Source organism: Mesopusillimonas faecipullorum (assembly GCF_020539505.1).
Classification (GTDB): domain Bacteria; phylum Pseudomonadota; class Gammaproteobacteria; order Burkholderiales; family Burkholderiaceae_B; genus Mesopusillimonas; species Mesopusillimonas faecipullorum.
Window position 1 is genome coordinate 13777 of the sequence record NZ_JACDXW010000009.1, and the last position, 20118, is coordinate 33894.

The window sequence follows — 20118 nt, forward strand, 5'->3', positions numbered from 1 at the left end:
CGCCTCATACCAAAGCGGTCGCCCTTCTAGGTGTTAAACAGGCTAAGCCCCTTCAACATACTGCGAAGCTGGCTATACAACACCCCCTGCTCAGCGTCGGACAATTCAGCCAGCATAGCCTGCTCGACCTGCACCAACGCTCGGTCGCACAGTGCCAGCAAGGCCCGCCCTTCGGGTGTAAGCCGCAAATGGATAATACGCCCGTGTGAGGTGGCTGATTCACGCTCAACCCAGCCTTTACTCTGCATGATCTTGACCATCTCATTGGCAGACTGGGGGGAAACCATGGAGCGTTCCGCCAACTGTGCGTTAGACATTTGCCCATGGTAATTAAGGACGGACAGCGCGGTGTACTGAGCTGCCGTGACCCCATGGCTGGCCACACACTCGCGCACCCGCCGATTCAAGACGTGGTCTAGGCGCCCCACCAAGTAGGCAATGCCATTGGGGCCTTCCGGCCAGCTCTGCGTGAATATGGGGTTTTTCTGGATCATGATCGCTTGTCACCGACAGTGTCGAAGTGTAGTATAAGCTTAATATCAGGTAGACTGATATAAAGAATTTAGGTCACTTGGTAAACCGCCAAGGGCCATACAAAACATATAACTCCTCACAGAGACAAGCTCCCTTTTTTCAGGCAATGTTGCGCGAAGCTTTCAACGATCGTCACTGCGAAGCGGCGTCCCGCTTTTATTCGGCGTGCCCGATCGCGCTCTTCCCGCCACGCTCATCACAGCACTTTTAACGATATGGCATCCCCCCCACGCTACCGTCGCATCAAACTTAGCGAAAAACGCATAGACGTCAAACCCCACGAGAACGGCACGCTGTATGTCAGCAACCCCGAGCCGCTCGAGGCTTATCCCGAACGTCTTACCGACAGACTGCTGCATTGGGCACAAACCACACCCGATCGCAGTTACATGGCCATGCGAGACCAAGGCGGTGATTGGCGTCATATTACCTATGCCCAGGCTCTGCAATATGCGCGCAACATTGGCCAAGCCTTGCTGAACCGTAACTTGTCGGTTGACAGGCCCGTCGTCATTCTCTCCGGTAACGATCTTGAACATGCCATGCTGGCGCTGGGCTGCCAATTCGCCGGCGTGCCTCATGCTCCTATCTCTCCCGCTTATTCGCTGGTCTCCAAAGACTACGACAAACTGCGTCACGTCTTCGAGCTCCTGACGCCGGGTTTGGTATTTGCAGCCGACGCCCAGGCTTTTCGCCCAGCCCTGGATGCCGTCATGCCTGACGACGTCGAGCTGGTCGCCACGCGTCTAGAAGACGCCGGTCGTGAATGCACATCGTTTACGGCCTTGGCGGCTACCAAAGCCACACCGGCCATTGATGCCGCGCGCGCAGCTACCGGCCCCGACACCATCTTCAAATTCTTGTTTACCTCGGGCTCTACCAGCATGCCCAAGGCAGTCATCAATACGCAGCGCATGATCTGCAGCAACCTGCAAATGATGGCGCAGTCATGGCCGTTCATCAAAGAAGAGCCCCCTGTGCTGGTTGATTGGCTGCCCTGGAACCATACCTTTGGCGGCAACCACAACGTGGGGCTGGTGCTGCTCAATGGGGGCACTCTATATATAGACGAGGGCAAACCCACCGACCAAGGCATCGCCACCACTTTGCGCAACTTGCGCGAAATTGCCCCCACCATCTACTTCAATGTGCCCATAGGTTGGGAAAAAATCGCCAACGCCCTAGAGACCGACGATGTCTTGCGGGCCAACTACTATAGTCGGATCAAAATGCAGTTTTACTCGGGGGCTGCCTTGGCTCAACCCGTCTGGGACAAACTGCACGAAACCGCCGAGAAAGAATGCGGTGAACGCATAGTCATGACCACCGGGCTGGGCATGACAGAAACCGCCCCTTCCGCTTTTTTTGTGCTCGACCACGAAGCCCGCGCCGGCCAGATCGGCTTGCCGGTACCCGGCATGACCATCAAGATCATTCCCAACGACGACAAACTGGAAGTACGCTACATAGGGCCCAACGTCACGCCCGGCTATTGGCGCGCCCCCGAGCAAACCGCCAGTGCCTTTGACGAAGAAGGCTACTTCTGCTCGGGCGACGCTATTAAGTGGCAAGATCCAAACGACGCTACCCAAGGCTTTTTATTCGATGGCCGCGTTGCCGAAGACTTCAAGCTCGACACCGGCACCTGGGTCAGCGTCGGCCCATTACGTGGCTTGGCCGCACGCGAAGGCGCCCCTTACCTGCAAGACTCCGTCATCACCGGCCACAACCGCCGCGAGCTGGGCATGTTCATTGTGCCCAATCTGCAGCAATGCCGGCGTTTGGCAGGGGCTCAAGAGCACACTTCTGATACTGAAGTTCTGGCCCACCCCAGCGTTCATGCTTTCTTCCAACAACTATTAGATCGCCTGCACGCCCAGGGCACAGGCAGTGCCACCCGTATCACTCGCGCGCTTGTCCTGACCGAACCGCCTTCACTGGACAAAGGCGAAATCACCGATAAAGGCTCCATCAACCAGCGTGCTGTGCTCTCACACCGCGCGCCTCTCATAGACGAACTCTACAGCGGCACTTCCCTCAAGGTATTGGTGCCGTCCCCATAAACCGTTTTATCCGACCCACACTCGAACAACATCTGTCGTTCCTATCCGCCCCAAGGAGGTTTTTATGAAGACAACATTACGCGCCACCCTGCTGGCCGCCTCGCTGGCCCTCATAGCAGGCCCCGCACAAGCCGACTTGAAGATCGGCGTCGTACTTTCCCTGACCGGCCCAGCCTCCGGATTGGGTATTCCCGTCAATACCGGTTTCGAGCTTTGGCCCGAAACTGTCGGTGGCGAAAAAGTCACTTTCATCACATTGGATGACGCCAGCGACCCTGCTCGCGCTCAGAAGAACGTACAACGCCTGATCAGCGAAGACAAAGTCGACGTGATCATTGGCTCTAGCACCACCACGCCGGCCATCGCCATGGGCGAAGCTGCCGCCGAAGGTAAAACCGTGCAACTGGCCGCCTCGCCAGCCGAGTTCCCTGCCGGCAAGGGCACCTGGACATACGCTTTGCCACAAACCACCATGGTTATGGCCGGCGGCATCATCGAGCACATGAAGAAAAATGGCGTTAAGTCTTTTGCCTTCATCGGCTACAACGATGCCTACGGCGAGAACTGGCTACGTGACCTGACCAAACTGGCCAACGAAGCCGGTATCAAGATCACTACCGCCGAGCGCTACGCCCGCGCCGACACCAGTGTCACGGCCCAGGCCCTGAAGGCTGTCGGCTCCAACCCCGACGCCATTGTCATCGTGGCCTCGGGCAGTGGTGCCGCCATGCCCCACACCACAGTGGTGGACCGTGGCTTCAAAGGCAAAATCTACCAAACCCATAGCGCCGCCTCCCGCGACCTTATCCGTCTTGGTGGCAAGGCTGTAGAAGACTCGTTCGTCGTGTCGGGCTTGGCAGTGTTACCTGACGGTTTGCCTGAAAACCACCCCTCCAAGAAACTCGCTACCGACTTCGTCACCGAGTACGAAGCCAAGTTCGGCCCCGGCACCCGCAACCAGTTTGCCGCTCACGCCTACGACGCTTACCTTATCTTGGACAAAATAGTGCCCGTAGCCAAGCAAAAAGCTCAGCCCGGCACCCCAGAGTTCCGTGCAGCGCTTAAAGAGGCCCTGGAAAACCAAGGCAGTATTCCCATCACCCAAGGCGTTATCACTTACTCGCCTACCGATCACTTCGGTTTCGACGATCAAGCCCAAATGATGCTTACCATCAAAGACGGCGCCTTCGCTGCCGCGAAGTAAAAACCCTTCCATGCCCGGGCGCGCCCTTGCCATCAAAAGGGCCGCCCGCGGCACGATTATTTTGAAATAACAAGAGTATGGCGCCCAAGCGCCAGGCGCTCGTTCGTCCATCGAACGGTCCATCCCCCAGTGCAGGAGACATCAACCATGAACAAACGCTATACGATAACGGGCGCTGTGGCCCTATCCGCCCTGATCGCTGGTTGCGGCGGCAGCAGTGGCAGCGACAGCCCCGAACCCACGCCTACACCACCCGCCCCAGCTCCTCAGCTTAGTTGTGCCGAAATCACGACCGAGGCTCTGGACCTGGAAGGCTTGGTCATCACCAAAGCCTCTCAAAACGGCGCCGAAGAAAGCTCACCGGCTCATTGTTTGGTAGAAGGTAATTTACATGCGCGCAAAAGCGAGGTCGATAACCAGCAATATGCCATTGGCTTCGAAGTCCGTCTGCCAGAAGACTGGAACGGCCGCTTCTTCTTCCAAGGCGGCGGCGGCACCGATGGCGCTATCAATCCAGCCATGGGCAGCTTGCCGGGTGAAGGCAACACGACCACGGCCCTGGCACTGGGCTACGCAGTCGCCAGTACAGACGGTGGCCACAAAAGCGTAGACGACGGCACACCCGCCGGCGGCTCCCTTTTTGGTCTAGATCCTCAAGCCCGTGTTGACTACGGCTACAACGCCGTGGGAGAAGTCACACAAGTTGCCCAAAACCTGATCGAACGACATTACGATTCAGCCGCTCATCATTCTTACTTTGTCGGTTGCTCGAACGGCGGGCGCCAAGGCATGGTTGCAGCTTCTCGATTTGCCCACTTGTACGACGGCATCATTGCCGGCAACCCAGGCTTCAACCTGCCACAGGCGGGGATCCAGCACGCTTGGGATAATCAACAGTTTGCCAAAGTGGCCCCCATAGACGCCGACAGCGGTCTTCCCATCATTCAAGACGCGTTCACGATGCAAGACATGGGCCTTGTGGCAAACGCAGCCTTGCAACAATGTGACGCGCTGGACGGCCTGGCAGACGGTCTGATCTCCAATCTGGCAGCGTGCGACGCCACCTTCGACCCAGATCAGCATCTGCCCCGTTGCGAAGGAGCAAAAGACGCATCATGCCTCAGCGCCGAGCAAATAGATGCACTGAAAGGTGTCTTTGGCGGCCCCAAAAACAGCCAAGGCGAACAGCTGTACGCCAGCTGGCCCTGGGATGCAGGCGTAGGCGAAATGGGATGGAGGCTGTGGAAACTGGCTATGCCCTTCCCCAACCCCACACCCACTATTCCTAACTCCATCATCGCCACCATGGGCGGCTCATCATTGCCCTATGTATTCATGACGCCCCCCAGCCCCGTTTCCGGGGCCGGACACGGCTTGATCGATTATCTGTTGAGCTACAACTTCGATAGCGACGCGCCGGGCATCTATCGCACCAACAATGTCTATACCGAGTCAGCCATGTCGTTCATGACGCCGCCTAACCCTAGCGATCTGTCGGCTTTCCGCGACAGGGGCAGCAAGATGATCGTTTACCACGGCAATAGCGACCCCGTGTTCTCGGTACACGACACCATCAATTGGTACGAAAACCTGGGTGCCGCCGATGCCAAGGCAGCCGACTACGCCCGTCTGTTCACTATCCCGGGGCAAAACCACTGCAGTGGCGGCCCCTCGACCAGCCAGTTCGACATGCTGACGGCATTGGTGGATTGGGTAGAGGAAGGCAAGGCGCCTGATCAGATCATCGCCCAAGCCTCGGCTGGCAGCTCTTTGGGTGACAACGTGCAAAGCCGTCCCTTGTGCCCCCACCCCCAGTACGCCCAGTACGACGGCAAGGGTGATCCCAAGGTCGCATCCAGCTTTGCTTGCGTAGCGCCCAACACAGCAGGCTAAGGAAAAAACTTCGTTTGCCGGGGCGGAAACCCCGCTTCGGCAGCGCAGCACGACGTCATATGAGCAACACTCAGCCCCCCAATGCGTTGCCACCAGACAACACATTTGCGCAACCCCTAGGGCAGACGTGTTTCTTTATTACAACAATCACCCTATTTTTCATATGTTTTTCATCTAAAACGGGTTAACCCTTATCGTCGCTCAGAATCTTAAATGTTTAAACTTCCTTTCAATCAGATCAAGAGGTTACAGCAGCATCAGGTCTACAACCAACTGCTTTTCGGTTGTTCCAACCCAACTGCTAGGTAAGCCCCCCTCTTTTCCAGGCGTAAGCCGACGGATATAGTGGCGGTGGAATGCTTCACAAAACGAAGCAAGTAAAAACAAAACGATACATAACGTTTTTCTTTCATCAACGTTGGAGAAAACCCAATGAAGTTAAAAGCACTCACGATCGGGCTCGCCCTGTCCTTCCCCCTGATGGCCAGCGCGCAAAGCTCGACCAGCGTTACGCTGTACGGTACCGTTGACACGATGCTCGAATACGTCAACAAGATCCCTGACGGTGCCGGTGGCACAAACAGCTCCTTCCATTTCACCAACTTGACTAGTTCCTGGCCCTCCCACTGGGGTCTGCGCGGTTCCGAAGACCTGGGTAACGGCCTCAGCGCAATCTTCACGCTCGAGTCCGGCTTCAACCCCGGCACCGGCATGTCCGGTCAAGGTAACCGTCTGTTCGGTCGCCAAGCTTTCGTCGGCCTGAAGGGCGATTGGGGCCAACTGGCTTTCGGTCGTCAATACAACATGCTGATGTGGAGCATGATCCACTCCGACATTTTGGGCCCTAACGCCTACGGTCTGGGCGCGATCGACAGCTACATCCCCAACACCCGTATGGACAACGCCATCACCTACCGTGGCAACTTTGACGGCTTCCGCTTCGGTGCCGCCTGGGCCCGTGGCCGTGACAACTCCAACGCTGGCGGCCCCGCTGCCACGGGTTGCGGTGTTGACTACAACTCCAACTCCGCTTGCGGCGCTTACTCGTTCTTGCTGGGCTACGATGCCGCCAACTGGGGTGTCGCAGCAGCCTATGACGTCATCACCGGTAACGACGTTGCTGGCGTTCCCACCAACTGGAACCGCCTGACCAAAGACCAAGACGACCGTCGCTGGACTGTTAACGGTTACGTCAAGTTCGACGCCTTGAAAGTCGGCCTGATCTACTTGAACCGCAAAAACGAAGCCGTTGGCGGCATCGGCGCCGGTCTGGGCGATCGTAGCGACCTCTGGACCCTGAACGCAGCTTACCAGTTCACCCCCGCCTTCTCGCTGGACGGTTCGGTTAACTACATCAAGTACAACAACGCTGCCAAGAAGTCCAATGCTTGGTACACGGTTGCTCGTGCCAAGTACTCGCTCTCCAAGCGCACTTCGGTTTACCTGCAAGCCGCTTACATGGCCAACAAGGGTAACTCCAACCTGTCCGCCGCTGGCGGCACGGCTGGTCTGAACCCTGCAGCTGGTGTCAACCAGACCGCTGTTGGTTTTGGCCTGCGTCACAACTTCTAAGCACATCGCTTAGCATTTGATGACCCTTCCGGCCAAGTCTTGATTCTGTCAGGCTTGGCCGGATTCGCAGTATCAAGTTTTAGCAGTTGTGCAGTAAAGGCGGGCAACGCGCCCCCTAACCAGTTTTACGTTCCGTAGATTTGATTTCGAGCCTGCTTGTTTTCAAGCAGGCTTTTTTTCTGAGTAAGCGCAGTACCCCAGTGGAATAACGTTTAATCTGGGACGCAAAACGACGAAATCGGCGAAGACATATTTTTACTAAATAACCCAGCCTAGCTTCCGTCAACTATCGTCATAGCCTTCATACATGATAAATAATGGGCACCCCAACAACGTTGATACTTAAACTCATGCTACGCTTTTGGCTTGCCACCCCGTATCGGGGCGACCCGCTTTACCGTCTCGCCTGACAATGAACTTCAGCCCGCCACTTTCTCCCAAGACCAGTTCAGTCACGAGCTCGACAGGGGTGTCTCTTAACCCCCCAGCAAATTACTGTATAGCTTTGCAGCCCATATGCGACGCCAATATGCGCCATGTGGCAGACGAGCTCTTGTACCGTAACCACCCCGACGCCACCGCCGCACTGATTGAAGATGATCGCGTAGCCACTGCACGGGTCTGCAATATTGCCTTCTACGAAACCGGCATCAGCAAGTTGGTGGGCCGTCGCAAAGTATTCGTTAACACGCCACAAGAGTGGCTGCTCAAGCCCGAGCTTTTACCACCACACCCCGAGCAGGTGGTAATCGAGGTGTTGGAAACCGTCAGTGGCAGCCCTAAAGTCATCGCCGCCTTACATAAGATACGCTCGCTGGGTTACGAGGTCGCCCTGGACGACTTTGTGCTGACCCCCGAAACCTTGCCGCTGCTGGACGTCGCCAACATTATTAAGGTTGACGTACGTCAACCCATGAACTGGCGCCATATCTACTTGTATCAGGCTCGGGGCCTGCGGCTTTTAGCCGAAAAAGTAGAAACCCTGGAATCGTTTTCTCGATTGAAAAGTCAGGGCTTCGAGTTGTTTCAAGGCTATTTTTACGCTCGTCCGGAAACACATAGAGAAACCTCGCGCCATCGTTCCAGCAATCATGCCGCCCTGCTACGTCTGCTGGCCGAGTTACAGCGCGAAGACACTGACTACAGAAAGCTTGAGGTTCTGATTTCGCAAGACCCTCAGTTGACTTTCATGTTGCTCAAGTACACCAATTCCGCCTTGCTGAATCGGCGTGGAGGCATACTGACCATACAGCAGGCTTTAAATGCTTTAGGCTTGAATCGGGCGCGCACGATCACCCTAACCATCATGATGGCCAATAATGGCCCAGCCAGTCGCCTGCTATTGGCGCAAGCTCTCACGCGTGCCGCCATGTGTGAGCATCTTGCCGAAGAGCCTCAGGGTACCGCTTTTACTGCCGGTTTACTTTCCATGATGGGCTTGTTAATCAATGATTCGCTGTCCGAGCTGCTCGAACAAATCCCCATGGAGCCCGCTGTGCGTGAAGCCATTCTATTCCGCCGTCATGCCCTGGGCGAACTCTTGGAAGATATCGACGCCTTCGAGAACGCACGCACCCAAAACTGGACAGCCGCAAAGACCGAAACCTTTAATCGTGTGTGGATCAAGAGCCAGCAATGGACCACTGAAATTCTGCATGCCGTAACGCCAGCGGAGCCCTGATCATCAGGCTTTCTGCCGTGTCTTCGGGATTTCTGTTACCTTTATGCGCGGCCCTTGATCGGGGCTGTGCTGGTGACGACTCCTATCTCAACACACAAAAAAAGACATGGACTGGAAACAAGCTCTTCAGGAAAGCGGCATTTGGTTGGCTCAGGCTTATGCCATCACACTGGTGGCTTCGGCCTTGGCTGTCTGGTTTCTGGCGCGACGCACCGTATGGGGCAGACAGTTCTGGGCGTTAAGCAGTGACTACTTCTCGCCGCGACGCAGCTGGCGCCCTTTGCTGGGCATTGCACTCATCCTGTTGCTGACCCTGGCTGCGGTCAGGCTACAGATTCTTTTCTCCAACTGGTACAACGCCCTTTATTCGTCTTTACAGGCTTTGGACAGCCAAGCTTTTTGGCTTGCCATGTGGCTGTTCGCGGTGTTGGCTACGGTGCATGTGCTTCGCTCGCTGTTCGACGTTTATATCCAGCAGGCCTTCATTCTGCATTGGCGGGAATGGCTGAACGAGAAGCTGTTGCAGAGTTGGCTGCATAAGCAAGTGTATTACCGTTCACAGTATCTTGAACACCCGGTCGACAACCCCGATCAACGCATCCAGCAAGACATCACCTCGTTTGCTGAAACATCCATGAGCTTATTCATGGGTACAGTAAATGCCTTGGTTTCTACCGTGGCCTTCACCTTGATACTGTGGTCGCTCTCGGGGCCGCTCGACATACTAGGCATCACGGTGCCACGGGCCATGGTGTTCGTCGTGTTTCTGTACGTATTGGTGGCAACGGTGCTGGCCGTATTGATCGGGCGCCCATTAATAAGCCTTAATTTTCAAAACGAACGTTACACCGCAGACTACCGTTATGCCTTGGTACGCGTCCGAGAATACGGTGAAAGTATTGCCTTTTACGCCGGCGAAAAAATCGAGCACTTGCTGCTGAACACACGCTTTGCTCTGGTTATCCGTAATGCCTGGCACATCGTTTTCCGTACCCTTAAGCTCATGGGTTTTAACTTTGCGGTCAGCCAGACAGCCGTGGTGTTTCCCATGCTGCTGCAGGCCTCGCGGTTTTTCTCCCAGCAGATTACGCTGGGCGACCTCATGCAAACCATGCAAGCCTTTGATCGCCTGCAAGATAACTTGTCTTTCTTCCGCAACGCCTACGATGCCTTTGCCTCGTACCGTGCCACACTGACCCGCTTGCATGGCTTCACTTTAGCCGCGCAAGACGCCGAGAACCTGCCCCGCCCCCAGATCCTGCAAGAAAACCGCTTGGCGTTGCAAGATTTAACGGTACGTCACCCAGATGGGCAAAACCTGGCCAGCCAGCTCAATTTGAGCCTGGCGCCGGCCGAGTCGCTGCTGATACGCGGCCCATCAGGCTCGGGAAAAACAACCTTGCTACGCGCCATTGCCGGCCTATGGCCATACAGCGAAGGCACCATCATCCGCCCCGAACACGTGCTGTTTTTATCTCAGAAACCGTATTTGCCCTTGGGCAGCTTGCGCTCGGCACTACACTACCCGTCATTGCCTGCGCTGAGCGACTCTTCCAATAGCAACGATGACGCAGCCGCCGCCGTATTGCGCGATGTGCATTTAGCACATTTGATCCCAAGACTGGACGAGGCCGCCGATTGGTCCCGCATTCTGTCATTGGGTGAGCAACAGCGTTTGGCCTTTGGGAGACTGCTTCTGGCTCAGCCACAAGCCGCATTTTTAGACGAAGCCAGCTCCGCTCTAGACGAAGGCCTGCAAGATGCCATGTATACACTGGTGCGGCAACGGCTACCCCAGGCTTGGCTGATCAGCGTCGGGCACCGTAATACGCTGCTGTCTCATCATGGCCAACAACTGCTGCTTGATGGTCGGGGTGGCTGGCAGTTGGAAGACATTTCACTTAGCCTCAAAGATTAAAGGAGCATGCTTCATGTCTTATATGCTTTTAAAGCACCTACACACCACCACAGCCGCACTGAGCCTGCTGCTGTTCGTCATACGCGCCTGTTGGTCGGTGGCGGGTTCGCCTAAATTGCAGACCCGCTTCATGCGTATCGTCCCGCATATCATCGACACTATTTTGCTGCTGTGCGGCCTGATAATGGCAGCCAGCATAGGTTTTAATCACGGATGGCTGCATGCCAAGATTGCGGGTGTCATTTTGTACATTCTCGTTGGCGCCTATGCCATCAAGCGTGGTCCCACACCTGCCAAACGGGCCGCTGCCGCAGTGTTAGCCGTCCTTATCTTCGCTTACGTCGTAGGCGTCGCCATCACCAAGCAATCTCTTTCCTGGTTTGCCTGATTTCTGCCATGAATGTCGAACCCACGGCCCAGCTTACCCTCCCCCCCTACGAAAGCGTAGCGCTGCTTTTGCAGGGCGGCGGGGCATTGGGCGCCTATCAGGCGGGCGTGTATCAAGGCTTGAGCGAAGCGGGAATTACGCCCAACTGGCTAGCCGGCATCTCTATCGGCGCCTTGAATATCGCCTTGATCGCGGGCAACCCGCCAGAACGCCGGCTGGAACGATTGACAGAATTCTGGGAAACCATCTGCCAACCGGACGTCGGCCTGCGCTTCAACCCTTTCATTGAGCACAGTCTTTTTCAACTGAACGACTTGATGCGAGGTGCGCTAGGTATGTTTGGCGCTACCACCGCTCTACTTAATGGTCAGAAGGGTTTTTTTCGTCCGCGCTTTCCGCCCCCATCGCGCAATGGCAAAGGGGCTATACAAAGTGCCAGCTATTACGATGTCTCGCCCCTTAAAGAAACCCTGGAGCGCCTGTGTGACTTTGACCTTATCAATGACGGCCCACAGCATGTAGCGGTCGGTGCCGTCAACGTTCAGTCTGGTAACTTCGTTTACTTCGATAACCGTGTTCAGCGCCTAAGGGCCGAGCACTTCATGGCTTCCGGCGCACTGCCACCGGCGTTTCCTGCCATCGAGATCGACGGCGAACATTACTGGGACGGCGGCATCGTCTCGAACACGCCGCTTTCCTACGTACTGGCGTCACGCCCTTTGCGCGATACGCTGGCCTTCCAGGTAGACCTTTGGGCCGCGCGGGGTCACGTACCCACTAATATGGATGAAGTTGCCGAGCGCATGAAAGAAATCATGTACTCAAGCCGCACCCGACTGGTTACCGACCAACTGCATAAGGCTCAACAACTACGTCGCGTACTGAACCACATGCGGCACGACCTCGAAGCCGACAAACGCGAGGATGCTTATTACATGCAACTGGCCGACGAGATGGGAACCAGCGCGCGCTACAACATCGTCCATCTCATCTATCAGCATGCGCAGCATGAGTCCCACTACCGGGATTTTGACTTCAGCCTGAGTAGCATGAGGGCGCATTGGGATAGCGGGTTGGCAGATATTCGCAATACACTGTCTGACCCCACGCGGCTGGATATGCCCGCCAACGAAGCAGGGTTTGTTACCCACGACGTGCACAGGCCTGAGGAATAAGCCCATGGCAGCTTACGATGCTGACACCCTACTGCATGTTGCCTACCTGGTCGCCATTGTGGCCGAGGCCATGACAGCCGCGTTGGCGGCAGGCCGAAGGCAAATGGACTGGGTCGGCGTTTGCTTGCTGGGCTGCGTAACCGCTCTGGGTGGCGGGTCGGTACGCGATGTACTGCTGGATCACCACCCCTTAAGCTGGGTGGCCAACCCGCATTACCTTCTGATCACCGGCGGGGCGGCCTTGGGCACCATAGCAATCGCACGTTATATGCACCATTTGCGCAAGCTGTTTCTGGTGCTGGACGCGGTAGGCCTGGTGGCATTTACCGTGATAGGTTGCAACATCGCCCTGGGCTTGGACCTGCCGTTTGTCGTCGTCATTGCCTCCGGCATGATTACTGGCTGCGTGGGCGGCGTATTACGAGACATGCTGTGTGCAGACGTGCCCTTGCTATTTCGCGCCGAGTTGTATGCCATGGTTTCCATCTTTACCGGCATTTTGTACATGGTGGCCCAAGACTTGGGCCTGAACCACGATCTAGCCGTCATACTGGCCTTAAGTTGCGGCTTGAGCCTGCGCCTGTTGGCCATACATTATGGCTGGAGCATGCCCAAGTTTATCTACACGCGCGATATTCATTGAACAGCGGTACAGATGGCTTTGTATGCGCCCCCCTTTACGCATCAGCCAGAGGTACCGTCCAGGCATCGTAACCATAGACCCAATCACCGTTTCCGCCCTGCTTAAGCCAATTATTGCCGCGTGAGCTTAACTGCACTTCGGCTGTGCGCGGCTTGCGCGTAGCCTCGTAGCGTCGCAATGCGCCCGCAACGTCGGCGCCCGAACGCAGGTCTTCCAAAGCGCGTGACAACACAATCGCGTCTTCTATAGCCATGCCTGCACCTTGAGCCATGAAGGGCAACATAGGATGACAAGCATCACCCAGCAAGGTGCTAAGACCACGCCCCCACTCTGCCATAGGGTCGCGCTCGTACAGTGCCGTTTTCAGCACTTCATCACAAGCGTTAAGCAATGCCGTGGCGTCTGGATGGAAGTCGGCAAAAAGATGCTTGAACTCTTCTACGCTGCCCTGAGTCGTCCAGGATTCAAGATGCCAGGAGTCTTGTCCTATGGTGGCGAATATGAAGATATCCTTGCCCTGATTCAGCGGAAAAGTGACGATCTGACTGGTGGACACCGGCCCCCACCATTTTGTAAAAGCCTGAATATTGGGTACGTGGGCGACTTTCTCTACCGGGACCACCGCACGAAACGCCACGATGCCAGTGAACCGGGGAGATTCTTCGCCCCATAGCGCTTTGCGCACGGCTGAATGTATGCCGTCAGCACCCACCAATACGTCATACCCAGCGTGGGTGCCATCCGTAAACTGCAACACGGCCTGCCCGCCCTCTTGCTGCAAACTTGAAACTTTTTTGTCGAACCGGACTTGTGAGCTCGGAAAATGGGCGGCCAAGGCGGCCAGCAGGTCGGGTCTATGCAGCGTTAACTGCGGCGCACCGTATTTCTCTTCGGCCGTTGAAGACATAGCCAAACGCGAGGTTTCTTCACCCGTGTCCCACTGGCGGCTGATGCGATGCGTAGGCCGCGCTGCGGTACGCCGGATATCCTGCCCCACCCCTACGCCGTCCAAGGCCTTGACAGCATTGGGCGTCAAGTTGATGTCGGCCCCCACGCGCAGAAACCCTGGCGCTTGCTCTAGCACGGTGACATTGTGCCCTTGCTGATGCAAAGCGATAGCGGCGGTCAGGCCACCGATGCCTGCTCCCGCTATACCGATCTTTAATGCTGTCATCTCCGACTCCCGATTTGATTATGGCTAATGTGCCAGCCGGCACCCTGAAGCGTAATTTATCAACTCAAACCAGAATTGATCTAAAATGATCAAAATGTTCAATTATGAACATTTTTAGTGCCGAACAAGAATGATTCGATAGGTATCAGCAGACGCCATGCAAGAAGACACGCAAGCCACAAAGAGTGCATCCGCATCCGCTACGCATGCCTCCAGCCATGCCGTTAAACGGGTTTTTCAATTATTGGATTACCTGGCACAAGGCTTCAATAGTCACAATCTAAGCGAGTTGGCGCGCCAAACCGGTATCAATCGCGTCACTGCCATGCGTTTGCTACAGGCCTTGAACGCGGAAGGCATAGTGAGTGAGCGCCAGGATGGCGGCCACGAGCTTGGGTTGAAGTTCCTGGCTTTGGCGGCACGCAGCTTGGGCGCCAGCGACTTTAACGCTCAATGCCAAAAAGCATTGCAGACACTGAGTCGGCAATTCCATGTCTCTGCCTATCACGTGCTGCCCGAGTCAGATAATGTGTTTTATTTAGCCAGCGCCATGCCGGCCACCCCACTTACCACCAATATACGAACCGGCGTGCATGTTCCCTTTTTTGCCGTAACCCCAGGCCTGGTTATCTGGGCTTACCAAAACGACGCCACGCGCCACCGCATGCTGCAAGAAGCGCTTGCTAAATGGCCTGGCAAAAAAGCCAGCTTAGCGACTTTGCCAGAACGACGGGCACGTATTCTGAACGAAGGGTGTGCATGGAGTTTTTCTGAGTTTGATCAGGGCATCAATGCCTGCGCTGCCCCGTTATTGGATGCACAAGGCCAGGTTCGGGGTGCGATCAGCCTGGTCGCACCGGAAGTCAGCTTTCCTGACGAAAGCGTTTTTCGCCAGTCATTGTCAGGTGCTTTACTACATAGCTGCCATCAGCTTGGCGCCTTGCTTACACCCTCTTGAAGTGATTTTCTGCCTGCGCTAAGACGCAATCTGGCGATAGACAGACGTCCCGACCCTGAGCTCCTCCTGGCCGTTGACCGTTCGTATTTCCAACTCAACAAGATCGCGGCCATGGGTAACGGGCAGTTGTATCGTCATGCGAGCCCTGCTATTGCCTTCTGGCCAAAGCAACTGTTCGTTGTCCCATAAAATATAGCCATCCAGATCGGGCAGCGCGCCCAAGGTCACAATGCCACCGCCCATACGCGAGGCGACCGAATCCGGTGACTCGTTCACAATCTGCCAACGCGTGCCCATGCGTTGCTGCCACGCTGCCGGCATGGGCGTAGAAGACGGCGTCAGTCGTTGGCCCGTACTGAACGTTAGGCGATAATGGGGCGAGCCGCCCGGCACACGGTTGATAAGATACAGCTTGCCATCTATGGCCTGCCAACGATAGCTGACGCCAGGGGCCGAATCGCTCCACCACCAGCCATCGGTACGCAGCTTCAACCCTTGGGCTAGTATTGCCCACTGTCCTTCTTTCCATTGCCAGATATCCAAGGTGTGGGAATCGACCTCTACCACTTTGAAGGGAGTGATGTAGTTGGCATAAATGCCCGCCCACAAGCCAGCGTTGCCCGAAGCGTTTGCTACGCGTGGCACGGTGGTATCCAGGGGGTCTGGTAATTTGCGGATGCTGCCTTTTTCTTTAAGCGCGCGCAAAAGCACACCCTCCGCAATGGGTAAAGGCCGATAAGGCCCTGTTCCCGACACCCACAGAGAAAGGCCTTCATCAGGCAAAACAAAAAACTCTGTTGTAAAGAAGGCCGTGCCCCCGTTCTTTGCCCAAGCGCGCACCCCAACACTGTCCAGTCCGGGCTGAAGGGTGTTGTCCCACCCCAGGCCCCAGCGCCACTCAGGGCAAGGATTGATGCGTAAGCGAGTCGTTTGATCGCTTCCCATTTGCTCAACCGCCTTCTGCGACAAAATACGCTTACCTTGGTGCACACCCTGATTCATAAAGAGTGCTGCCAGTTTCATCATGTCGCCAGGCGTACTGGCCAGACCGCCGGTAGCGTAGGCCGCAACGAACTCTTGCCCCTGGGGCTGGCCTTGAAAATCGGGGCTCACAAAGCTACCCGCAGTAAACGGCTGGGTGGAAAAAGCCGAATGATGCATGCCCAAGGGTTGCAAAATTTCACGCTGAACGAACTCTGGGTAGCTCAACCCTGTCACGGCTGTTACTAAGCTCTCAACCATCGTGAAGCCATCGTTGCAATAGACGGCTAGCTCTCCGGGCTCGTGCTTAAGGTGGAAATGCGGCATGCCATCAAATGTATCTTGGGCATAACCGTCGATAGGCACAAAAGCAAAAATATTACGCCCGTTGGTACCCGGCAAGCCTGAACTATGGCTAAGCAAGTGCCTGAGCGTCATATTACGGAACCCCTCGGAACGCATCTGAAAATCGGGCAGGTAGCGGACAATGGGAGTATCAAGCGCCAATTGACCACGGTCGCACAATATCATTGCCGCGAATGCCGCCACCACCTTGCTGACCGAGCCAATATTGAAACGCGTGTCTAGATCTACAGCGGTTTTGGCTTGCGTATCGGCAAGGCCAAAGCTCTCTTGCCAGACTATCTTGTCCCGACTCATCAGGGCAATCGAGATGGCCGTTACGCTAGTGTCTTGCATGGCTTGCGCAATGCTGTCCCTTCCCCACTGAACTGCCTCAGAGAATTCGCCGGTGTCGGTGTCTTCGGCGTTATCGCCACGGCAGCCGGGCAGGCAGTAAAGCATGGCCCCCATGCCCGCCCACTGCAACAATTGTCTACGATAAACATCAGGCGTTTGCTGTGACCTTAATGTATTGTCGGTACTGTCAGAGTTGTCGCAAGTTGTGGTTCTCATGATCGGCACCTTCGAAGAGCAAAAACGAGTTACCCCATTCTATGCTGGCTTAATTCTGATGTCGTGCAAAATTTAGGTGCTTAAGCAAACCCCATTAATGGCTTAGGTAAATGCGAGACCATTGTATTTGCGCGGCCCCAACCCCGATCAACGGAGATTTCTGATGCTGAATTTTTTGAAGTATTGCCTTGCCAGCTTATTACTTATCACCGCACTGCCCGCCACCGCCCTGGAAACCGGCGACATGGCACCCGACTTCCAGCTTCCCGGCTCCGACGGTCAAATGCATAAGCTCTCCGACTATCGCGGCAAGCAAGCTGTGGTCTTAGCTTGGTTTCCCAAAGCCTACACTTCGGGTTGCACCATAGAGTGCAAATCTTTGGCCGATAACGGCCCACTGATACGTCAGTACGACGTCAGCTATTTCATGGCCAGCGTAGACCCGCTGGCCGATAACAAGGGTTTTACCAAAGAGACAGGCGCCGATTTCCCCCTGCTTAGCGACGAAGATAAAACGGTGGCCGAGGCCTATGGCGTATTGAGCCCGCGCGGCTTCGCCAAGCGCCATACCTTTTATATAGGCAAGGACGGCAAAATTCTGAAGATAGACACGGATATCAACCCGCCTACTTCTGCCGAAGACATGGTCGAAAACCTAGGCAAACTTGGCATAGCGCGTAAAGCAAGTCAGCAATAGTTTGCGCCCAGCCCTGCCATACCACGGTGTATTGCGCTACTTTTTGATACCAGCAGAGATGAATGAGGCAATAAATGGAGCAGAACGTAGTCAACTACGAACACTTTACGCATGTCCGCATCATCATTGGCATGGTGCTCGGTATCAGTGTGGCACGTCTTGTGGTGGGGACGTCAGAATTTTTACAGCACCCTAACCGCAAAAAAATCTACTTGGTTCATCTGGGTTGGGTGCTCTATCTTTTTTTGACCATCACCCATTTTTGGTGGTACGAATTTGGGCTGTTCAAGGTCAGGGTTTGGTCTTTCGGCCTTTACCTTTTTCTTATCTCTTTTGCCTGTTTGTTTGCTTTCGCAGCGTCCATGTTGTTTCCGTCTAGCATGTCGGAATATGAAAGCTATGAAGACTATTTCCAGGCGCGGCGCAAAACCTTCTATTCGATGTTTGCTGCGTTGGCCGCTGCAGATCTTATCGATACCGCCATCAAAGGTTTAGATCATTTCTACGCGCTCGGAATTGATTATCCTCTGCAGCAGGTAGGCTTTATCTTGCTATCGTTGATTGCGATATTTGTGCCCAGCAAGCTTTACCAAGGGATGTTTGTCGCCGGCATACTTGTATACAAGGTACTGTGGATGTTCAGGATTTATGGCGTGCTAGATTGACACTGCCGCCATTACAAAGCGGCTTTCGCCGCCCTGCTCTACAAATTTTTTATGGGCCTGGCGCAGCTTGAAACGATAGGCAAAAAAAAATCCCCAAAATTGTCTTTGGGGATTTCTTGGCACGGCTGCTAAGCCGTTGCAGGTATTCTGGTAGGCAGTACTGGATTCGAACCAGCGACCTCTACGATGTCAACGTAGCGCTCTAACCAACTGAGCTAACCGCCTGTAAGCAAGAACAGAATAATACCCCGAATTTTAAAGCCGCGTCAAGTCGAAGTCGACTTGCAGCCCTCTTGAACTAACAGGCGCTGCGCTCCAAACGCGACGCCGGTTCTACCGAAGACAATGACCCAGCTGGAGAAGCAGGCAGCTCGGGCTGCAAGGCTGAAGCGGCAGCCAAACCCAACTGGAAATGCCGGCAAGCGGTGTCGATAACAGCCTGAGGGCTGATGCCGTCCATGCTAGAGGGAATTGTAGTGACGACAGGATATAACCAGGGTACGTAGCTCATGGGCGGCGTAGCGCCAAACAGCCCTATAGAAGGTATTTGGTGGGCAAGTGCCAAATGCAAGCCCATGCTGTCATTGCCGATGAAATAGCTGCATTCGGCCAACAAAGCGTCGCTTTCACATAGATTCAGCTTGCTTTGGGTGATGTTTATCAGCGACACGTCGCTGGGCAGACAGGCACAGATAGCACTGGCCGTATCCGCCACATCGCTCGCGCCGAATAATAAAAAGCTAAGCCCGGGAAAGCGCTGATGCAATTGTTGAATGACCAGGGCAAATGCTTCGCCGCTATATCTTTTGTCGGCGCTGGAACCATTTAGCCCAATACCCACCATGCGAGAAGCATCGGCTGGTAACAGTTCGCGCACCTGATCCCGCGCGGCCGGCGCCACCTCCAAAGAAGGATAGACCGGCGTTACGTCGTAACCACAGCGTCGCAAGATGGGTGGCAACCATGTGTGGGTATCCGGATGAGGCGTACCCCTACGCCTGACCCAACCCCTATGGGTCAGCAGTCGCGCCAAATGAGGCTGGTGATAGCGAATAAAACCCACACGGCGTGCCACCCTTGCGCGCTTGGCTGCCTGAGCCACGAAGCGATGGAAGCTGAACAAAAACAAAGTGTCTATCTGCTGTGCCCGCAGCAATTCACTCAGATGTGCAACACGGTGCTTGCGATCTTTATGAATATCTTCCAGACCGATGACCCTATCTATGTAGGACTGCGAATCAAACAGGCAATGCGTAGCCTGAGCATGGGGCAGCAACATGGTAAGAGGTTCACCGACCTCTTGGGCAAGGGCACGCACATACCCCATATGCAGAACAACGTCACCGATGCCGCCCGATATATAGATGGCCATCCGGCTACGCAAAACGCCATCAGGCGCGGTGTTTTCGGCCATTGAGCATAATTCAAAGCAAATTGAAGATAGGCGATTCTAGCGCACCGCTTAAGCCTTCGGCGACAACGAATGTAAGCAAGCGCATGATTCTTAAGCCGATAGTACTGCTGTCACAAAGAGATTGGTCAAAACCTACCCGAACAACCTCAGACACGCATATTCATTGCACTTGCATAAGGTGTTCCAAGGTTTCCCCCAGGGTTATGCACAATTACTGGGGATAACCCAGCCCTGTTAACTACG

General features: G+C 55.1%; 16 protein-coding genes and 1 tRNA gene. 12 read left to right on the top strand and 5 right to left on the bottom strand.

What is annotated here, in order from left to right:
* Positions 1–26: 26 nt before the first annotated feature.
* Complete coding sequence (locus tag H0484_RS13840; protein ID WP_226955229.1) at positions 27–494, bottom strand: MarR family winged helix-turn-helix transcriptional regulator; 468 nt, start codon at positions 492–494, stop codon at positions 27–29.
* 255 nt (positions 495–749) lie between these two features.
* Between H0484_RS13840 and H0484_RS13845 the strand changes: the two genes are divergently transcribed.
* From H0484_RS13845 to H0484_RS13885, 9 genes are all read left to right on the top strand, one after another.
* Positions 750–2597: a feruloyl-CoA synthase gene (locus tag H0484_RS13845; RefSeq protein ID WP_226955230.1), complete on the top strand. Its 1848-nt coding sequence runs from the start codon at positions 750–752 to the stop codon at positions 2595–2597.
* A 64-nt stretch (positions 2598–2661) separates the two neighbouring features.
* The gene (locus H0484_RS13850) at positions 2662–3801 is read left to right on the top strand and encodes an ABC transporter substrate-binding protein (RefSeq protein ID WP_226955231.1); all 1140 of its coding nucleotides are present in this window, start codon (positions 2662–2664) and stop codon (positions 3799–3801) included.
* A gap of 147 nt (positions 3802–3948) precedes the next feature.
* Positions 3949–5694 (top strand): tannase/feruloyl esterase family alpha/beta hydrolase, encoded by a 1746-nt coding sequence (locus H0484_RS13855; protein ID WP_226955232.1) that lies wholly within the window; start codon positions 3949–3951, stop codon positions 5692–5694.
* A 432-nt stretch (positions 5695–6126) separates the two neighbouring features.
* The gene (locus H0484_RS13860) at positions 6127–7266 is read left to right on the top strand and encodes a porin (RefSeq protein WP_226955233.1); all 1140 of its coding nucleotides are present in this window, start codon (positions 6127–6129) and stop codon (positions 7264–7266) included.
* Positions 7267–7771: 505 nt separating this feature from the next.
* Positions 7772–8947, top strand: a complete 1176-nt coding sequence (locus tag H0484_RS13865; protein ID WP_226955234.1) for an EAL and HDOD domain-containing protein — start codon at positions 7772–7774, stop codon at positions 8945–8947.
* Positions 8948–9053: 106 nt separating this feature from the next.
* Positions 9054–10865: an ABC transporter ATP-binding protein/permease gene (locus H0484_RS13870; RefSeq protein ID WP_226955235.1), complete on the top strand. Its 1812-nt coding sequence runs from the start codon at positions 9054–9056 to the stop codon at positions 10863–10865.
* Positions 10866–10878: 13 nt separating this feature from the next.
* Positions 10879–11253, top strand: coding sequence for a SirB2 family protein (locus H0484_RS13875; RefSeq protein ID WP_226955236.1), 375 nt, complete (start codon positions 10879–10881; stop codon positions 11251–11253).
* An 8-nt stretch (positions 11254–11261) separates the two neighbouring features.
* On the top strand, positions 11262–12428 hold the full coding sequence (locus tag H0484_RS13880) for a patatin-like phospholipase family protein (protein WP_226955237.1): 1167 nt from the start codon (positions 11262–11264) through the stop codon (positions 12426–12428).
* Positions 12429–12432: 4 nt separating this feature from the next.
* Positions 12433–13071: a trimeric intracellular cation channel family protein gene (locus H0484_RS13885; RefSeq protein WP_226955238.1), complete on the top strand. Its 639-nt coding sequence runs from the start codon at positions 12433–12435 to the stop codon at positions 13069–13071.
* A 34-nt stretch (positions 13072–13105) separates the two neighbouring features.
* Here the strand turns inward: H0484_RS13885 and H0484_RS13890 are convergent, their stop codons facing one another.
* Positions 13106–14245 carry an FAD-dependent monooxygenase gene (locus tag H0484_RS13890; protein ID WP_226955239.1) on the bottom strand — a complete coding sequence of 380 codons (1140 nt, stop codon included), beginning with the start codon at positions 14243–14245 and terminating at the stop codon, positions 13106–13108.
* A gap of 157 nt (positions 14246–14402) precedes the next feature.
* Between H0484_RS13890 and H0484_RS13895 the strand changes: the two genes are divergently transcribed.
* Entirely contained in the window at positions 14403–15203 is an 801-nt protein-coding gene (locus H0484_RS13895; protein ID WP_226955240.1) for an IclR family transcriptional regulator, read from the top strand.
* Positions 15204–15221: 18 nt separating this feature from the next.
* Here H0484_RS13895 and H0484_RS13900 read toward each other — a convergent pair whose 3' ends face one another.
* Positions 15222–17099 carry a serine hydrolase domain-containing protein gene (locus H0484_RS13900; RefSeq protein WP_226955241.1) on the bottom strand — a complete coding sequence of 626 codons (1878 nt, stop codon included), beginning with the start codon at positions 17097–17099 and terminating at the stop codon, positions 15222–15224.
* A 163-nt stretch (positions 17100–17262) separates the two neighbouring features.
* Here H0484_RS13900 and H0484_RS13905 point away from each other — a divergent pair, with 163 nt between their 5' ends.
* The gene (locus H0484_RS13905) at positions 17263–17796 is read left to right on the top strand and encodes a peroxiredoxin (protein WP_226955242.1); all 534 of its coding nucleotides are present in this window, start codon (positions 17263–17265) and stop codon (positions 17794–17796) included.
* Positions 17797–17870: 74 nt separating this feature from the next.
* The gene (locus H0484_RS13910; RefSeq protein WP_226955243.1) at positions 17871–18461 is read left to right on the top strand and encodes a hypothetical protein; all 591 of its coding nucleotides are present in this window, start codon (positions 17871–17873) and stop codon (positions 18459–18461) included.
* 148 nt (positions 18462–18609) lie between these two features.
* Here the strand turns inward: H0484_RS13910 and H0484_RS13915 are convergent.
* A tRNA-Val gene (locus H0484_RS13915) sits at positions 18610–18686 on the bottom strand.
* A 73-nt stretch (positions 18687–18759) separates the two neighbouring features.
* Complete coding sequence (locus tag H0484_RS13920) at positions 18760–19875, bottom strand: glycosyltransferase family 9 protein (protein ID WP_226955244.1); 1116 nt, start codon at positions 19873–19875, stop codon at positions 18760–18762.
* Between the last annotated feature and the right edge of the window lie 243 nt (positions 19876–20118).

Coding starts and splice junctions, on each gene's coding strand:
- H0484_RS13880 (WP_226955237.1), top strand. CDS start 11,262: ATGAATGTCGAACCCACGGCCCAGCTTACCCTCCCCCCCTACGAAAGC.
- H0484_RS13900 (WP_226955241.1), bottom strand. CDS start 17,099: ATGAGAACCACAACTTGCGACAACTCTGACAGTACCGACAATACATTA.
- H0484_RS13845 (WP_226955230.1), top strand. CDS start 750: ATGGCATCCCCCCCACGCTACCGTCGCATCAAACTTAGCGAAAAACGC.
- H0484_RS13920 (WP_226955244.1), bottom strand. CDS start 19,875: ATGGCCGAAAACACCGCGCCTGATGGCGTTTTGCGTAGCCGGATGGCC.
- H0484_RS13840 (WP_226955229.1), bottom strand. CDS start 494: ATGATCCAGAAAAACCCCATATTCACGCAGAGCTGGCCGGAAGGCCCC.
- H0484_RS13905 (WP_226955242.1), top strand. CDS start 17,263: ATGCTGAATTTTTTGAAGTATTGCCTTGCCAGCTTATTACTTATCACC.
- H0484_RS13850 (WP_226955231.1), top strand. CDS start 2,662: ATGAAGACAACATTACGCGCCACCCTGCTGGCCGCCTCGCTGGCCCTC.
- H0484_RS13860 (WP_226955233.1), top strand. CDS start 6,127: ATGAAGTTAAAAGCACTCACGATCGGGCTCGCCCTGTCCTTCCCCCTG.
- H0484_RS13855 (WP_226955232.1), top strand. CDS start 3,949: ATGAACAAACGCTATACGATAACGGGCGCTGTGGCCCTATCCGCCCTG.
- H0484_RS13870 (WP_226955235.1), top strand. CDS start 9,054: ATGGACTGGAAACAAGCTCTTCAGGAAAGCGGCATTTGGTTGGCTCAG.
- H0484_RS13895 (WP_226955240.1), top strand. CDS start 14,403: ATGCAAGAAGACACGCAAGCCACAAAGAGTGCATCCGCATCCGCTACG.
- H0484_RS13890 (WP_226955239.1), bottom strand. CDS start 14,245: ATGACAGCATTAAAGATCGGTATAGCGGGAGCAGGCATCGGTGGCCTG.
- H0484_RS13910 (WP_226955243.1), top strand. CDS start 17,871: ATGGAGCAGAACGTAGTCAACTACGAACACTTTACGCATGTCCGCATC.
- H0484_RS13875 (WP_226955236.1), top strand. CDS start 10,879: ATGTCTTATATGCTTTTAAAGCACCTACACACCACCACAGCCGCACTG.
- H0484_RS13885 (WP_226955238.1), top strand. CDS start 12,433: ATGGCAGCTTACGATGCTGACACCCTACTGCATGTTGCCTACCTGGTC.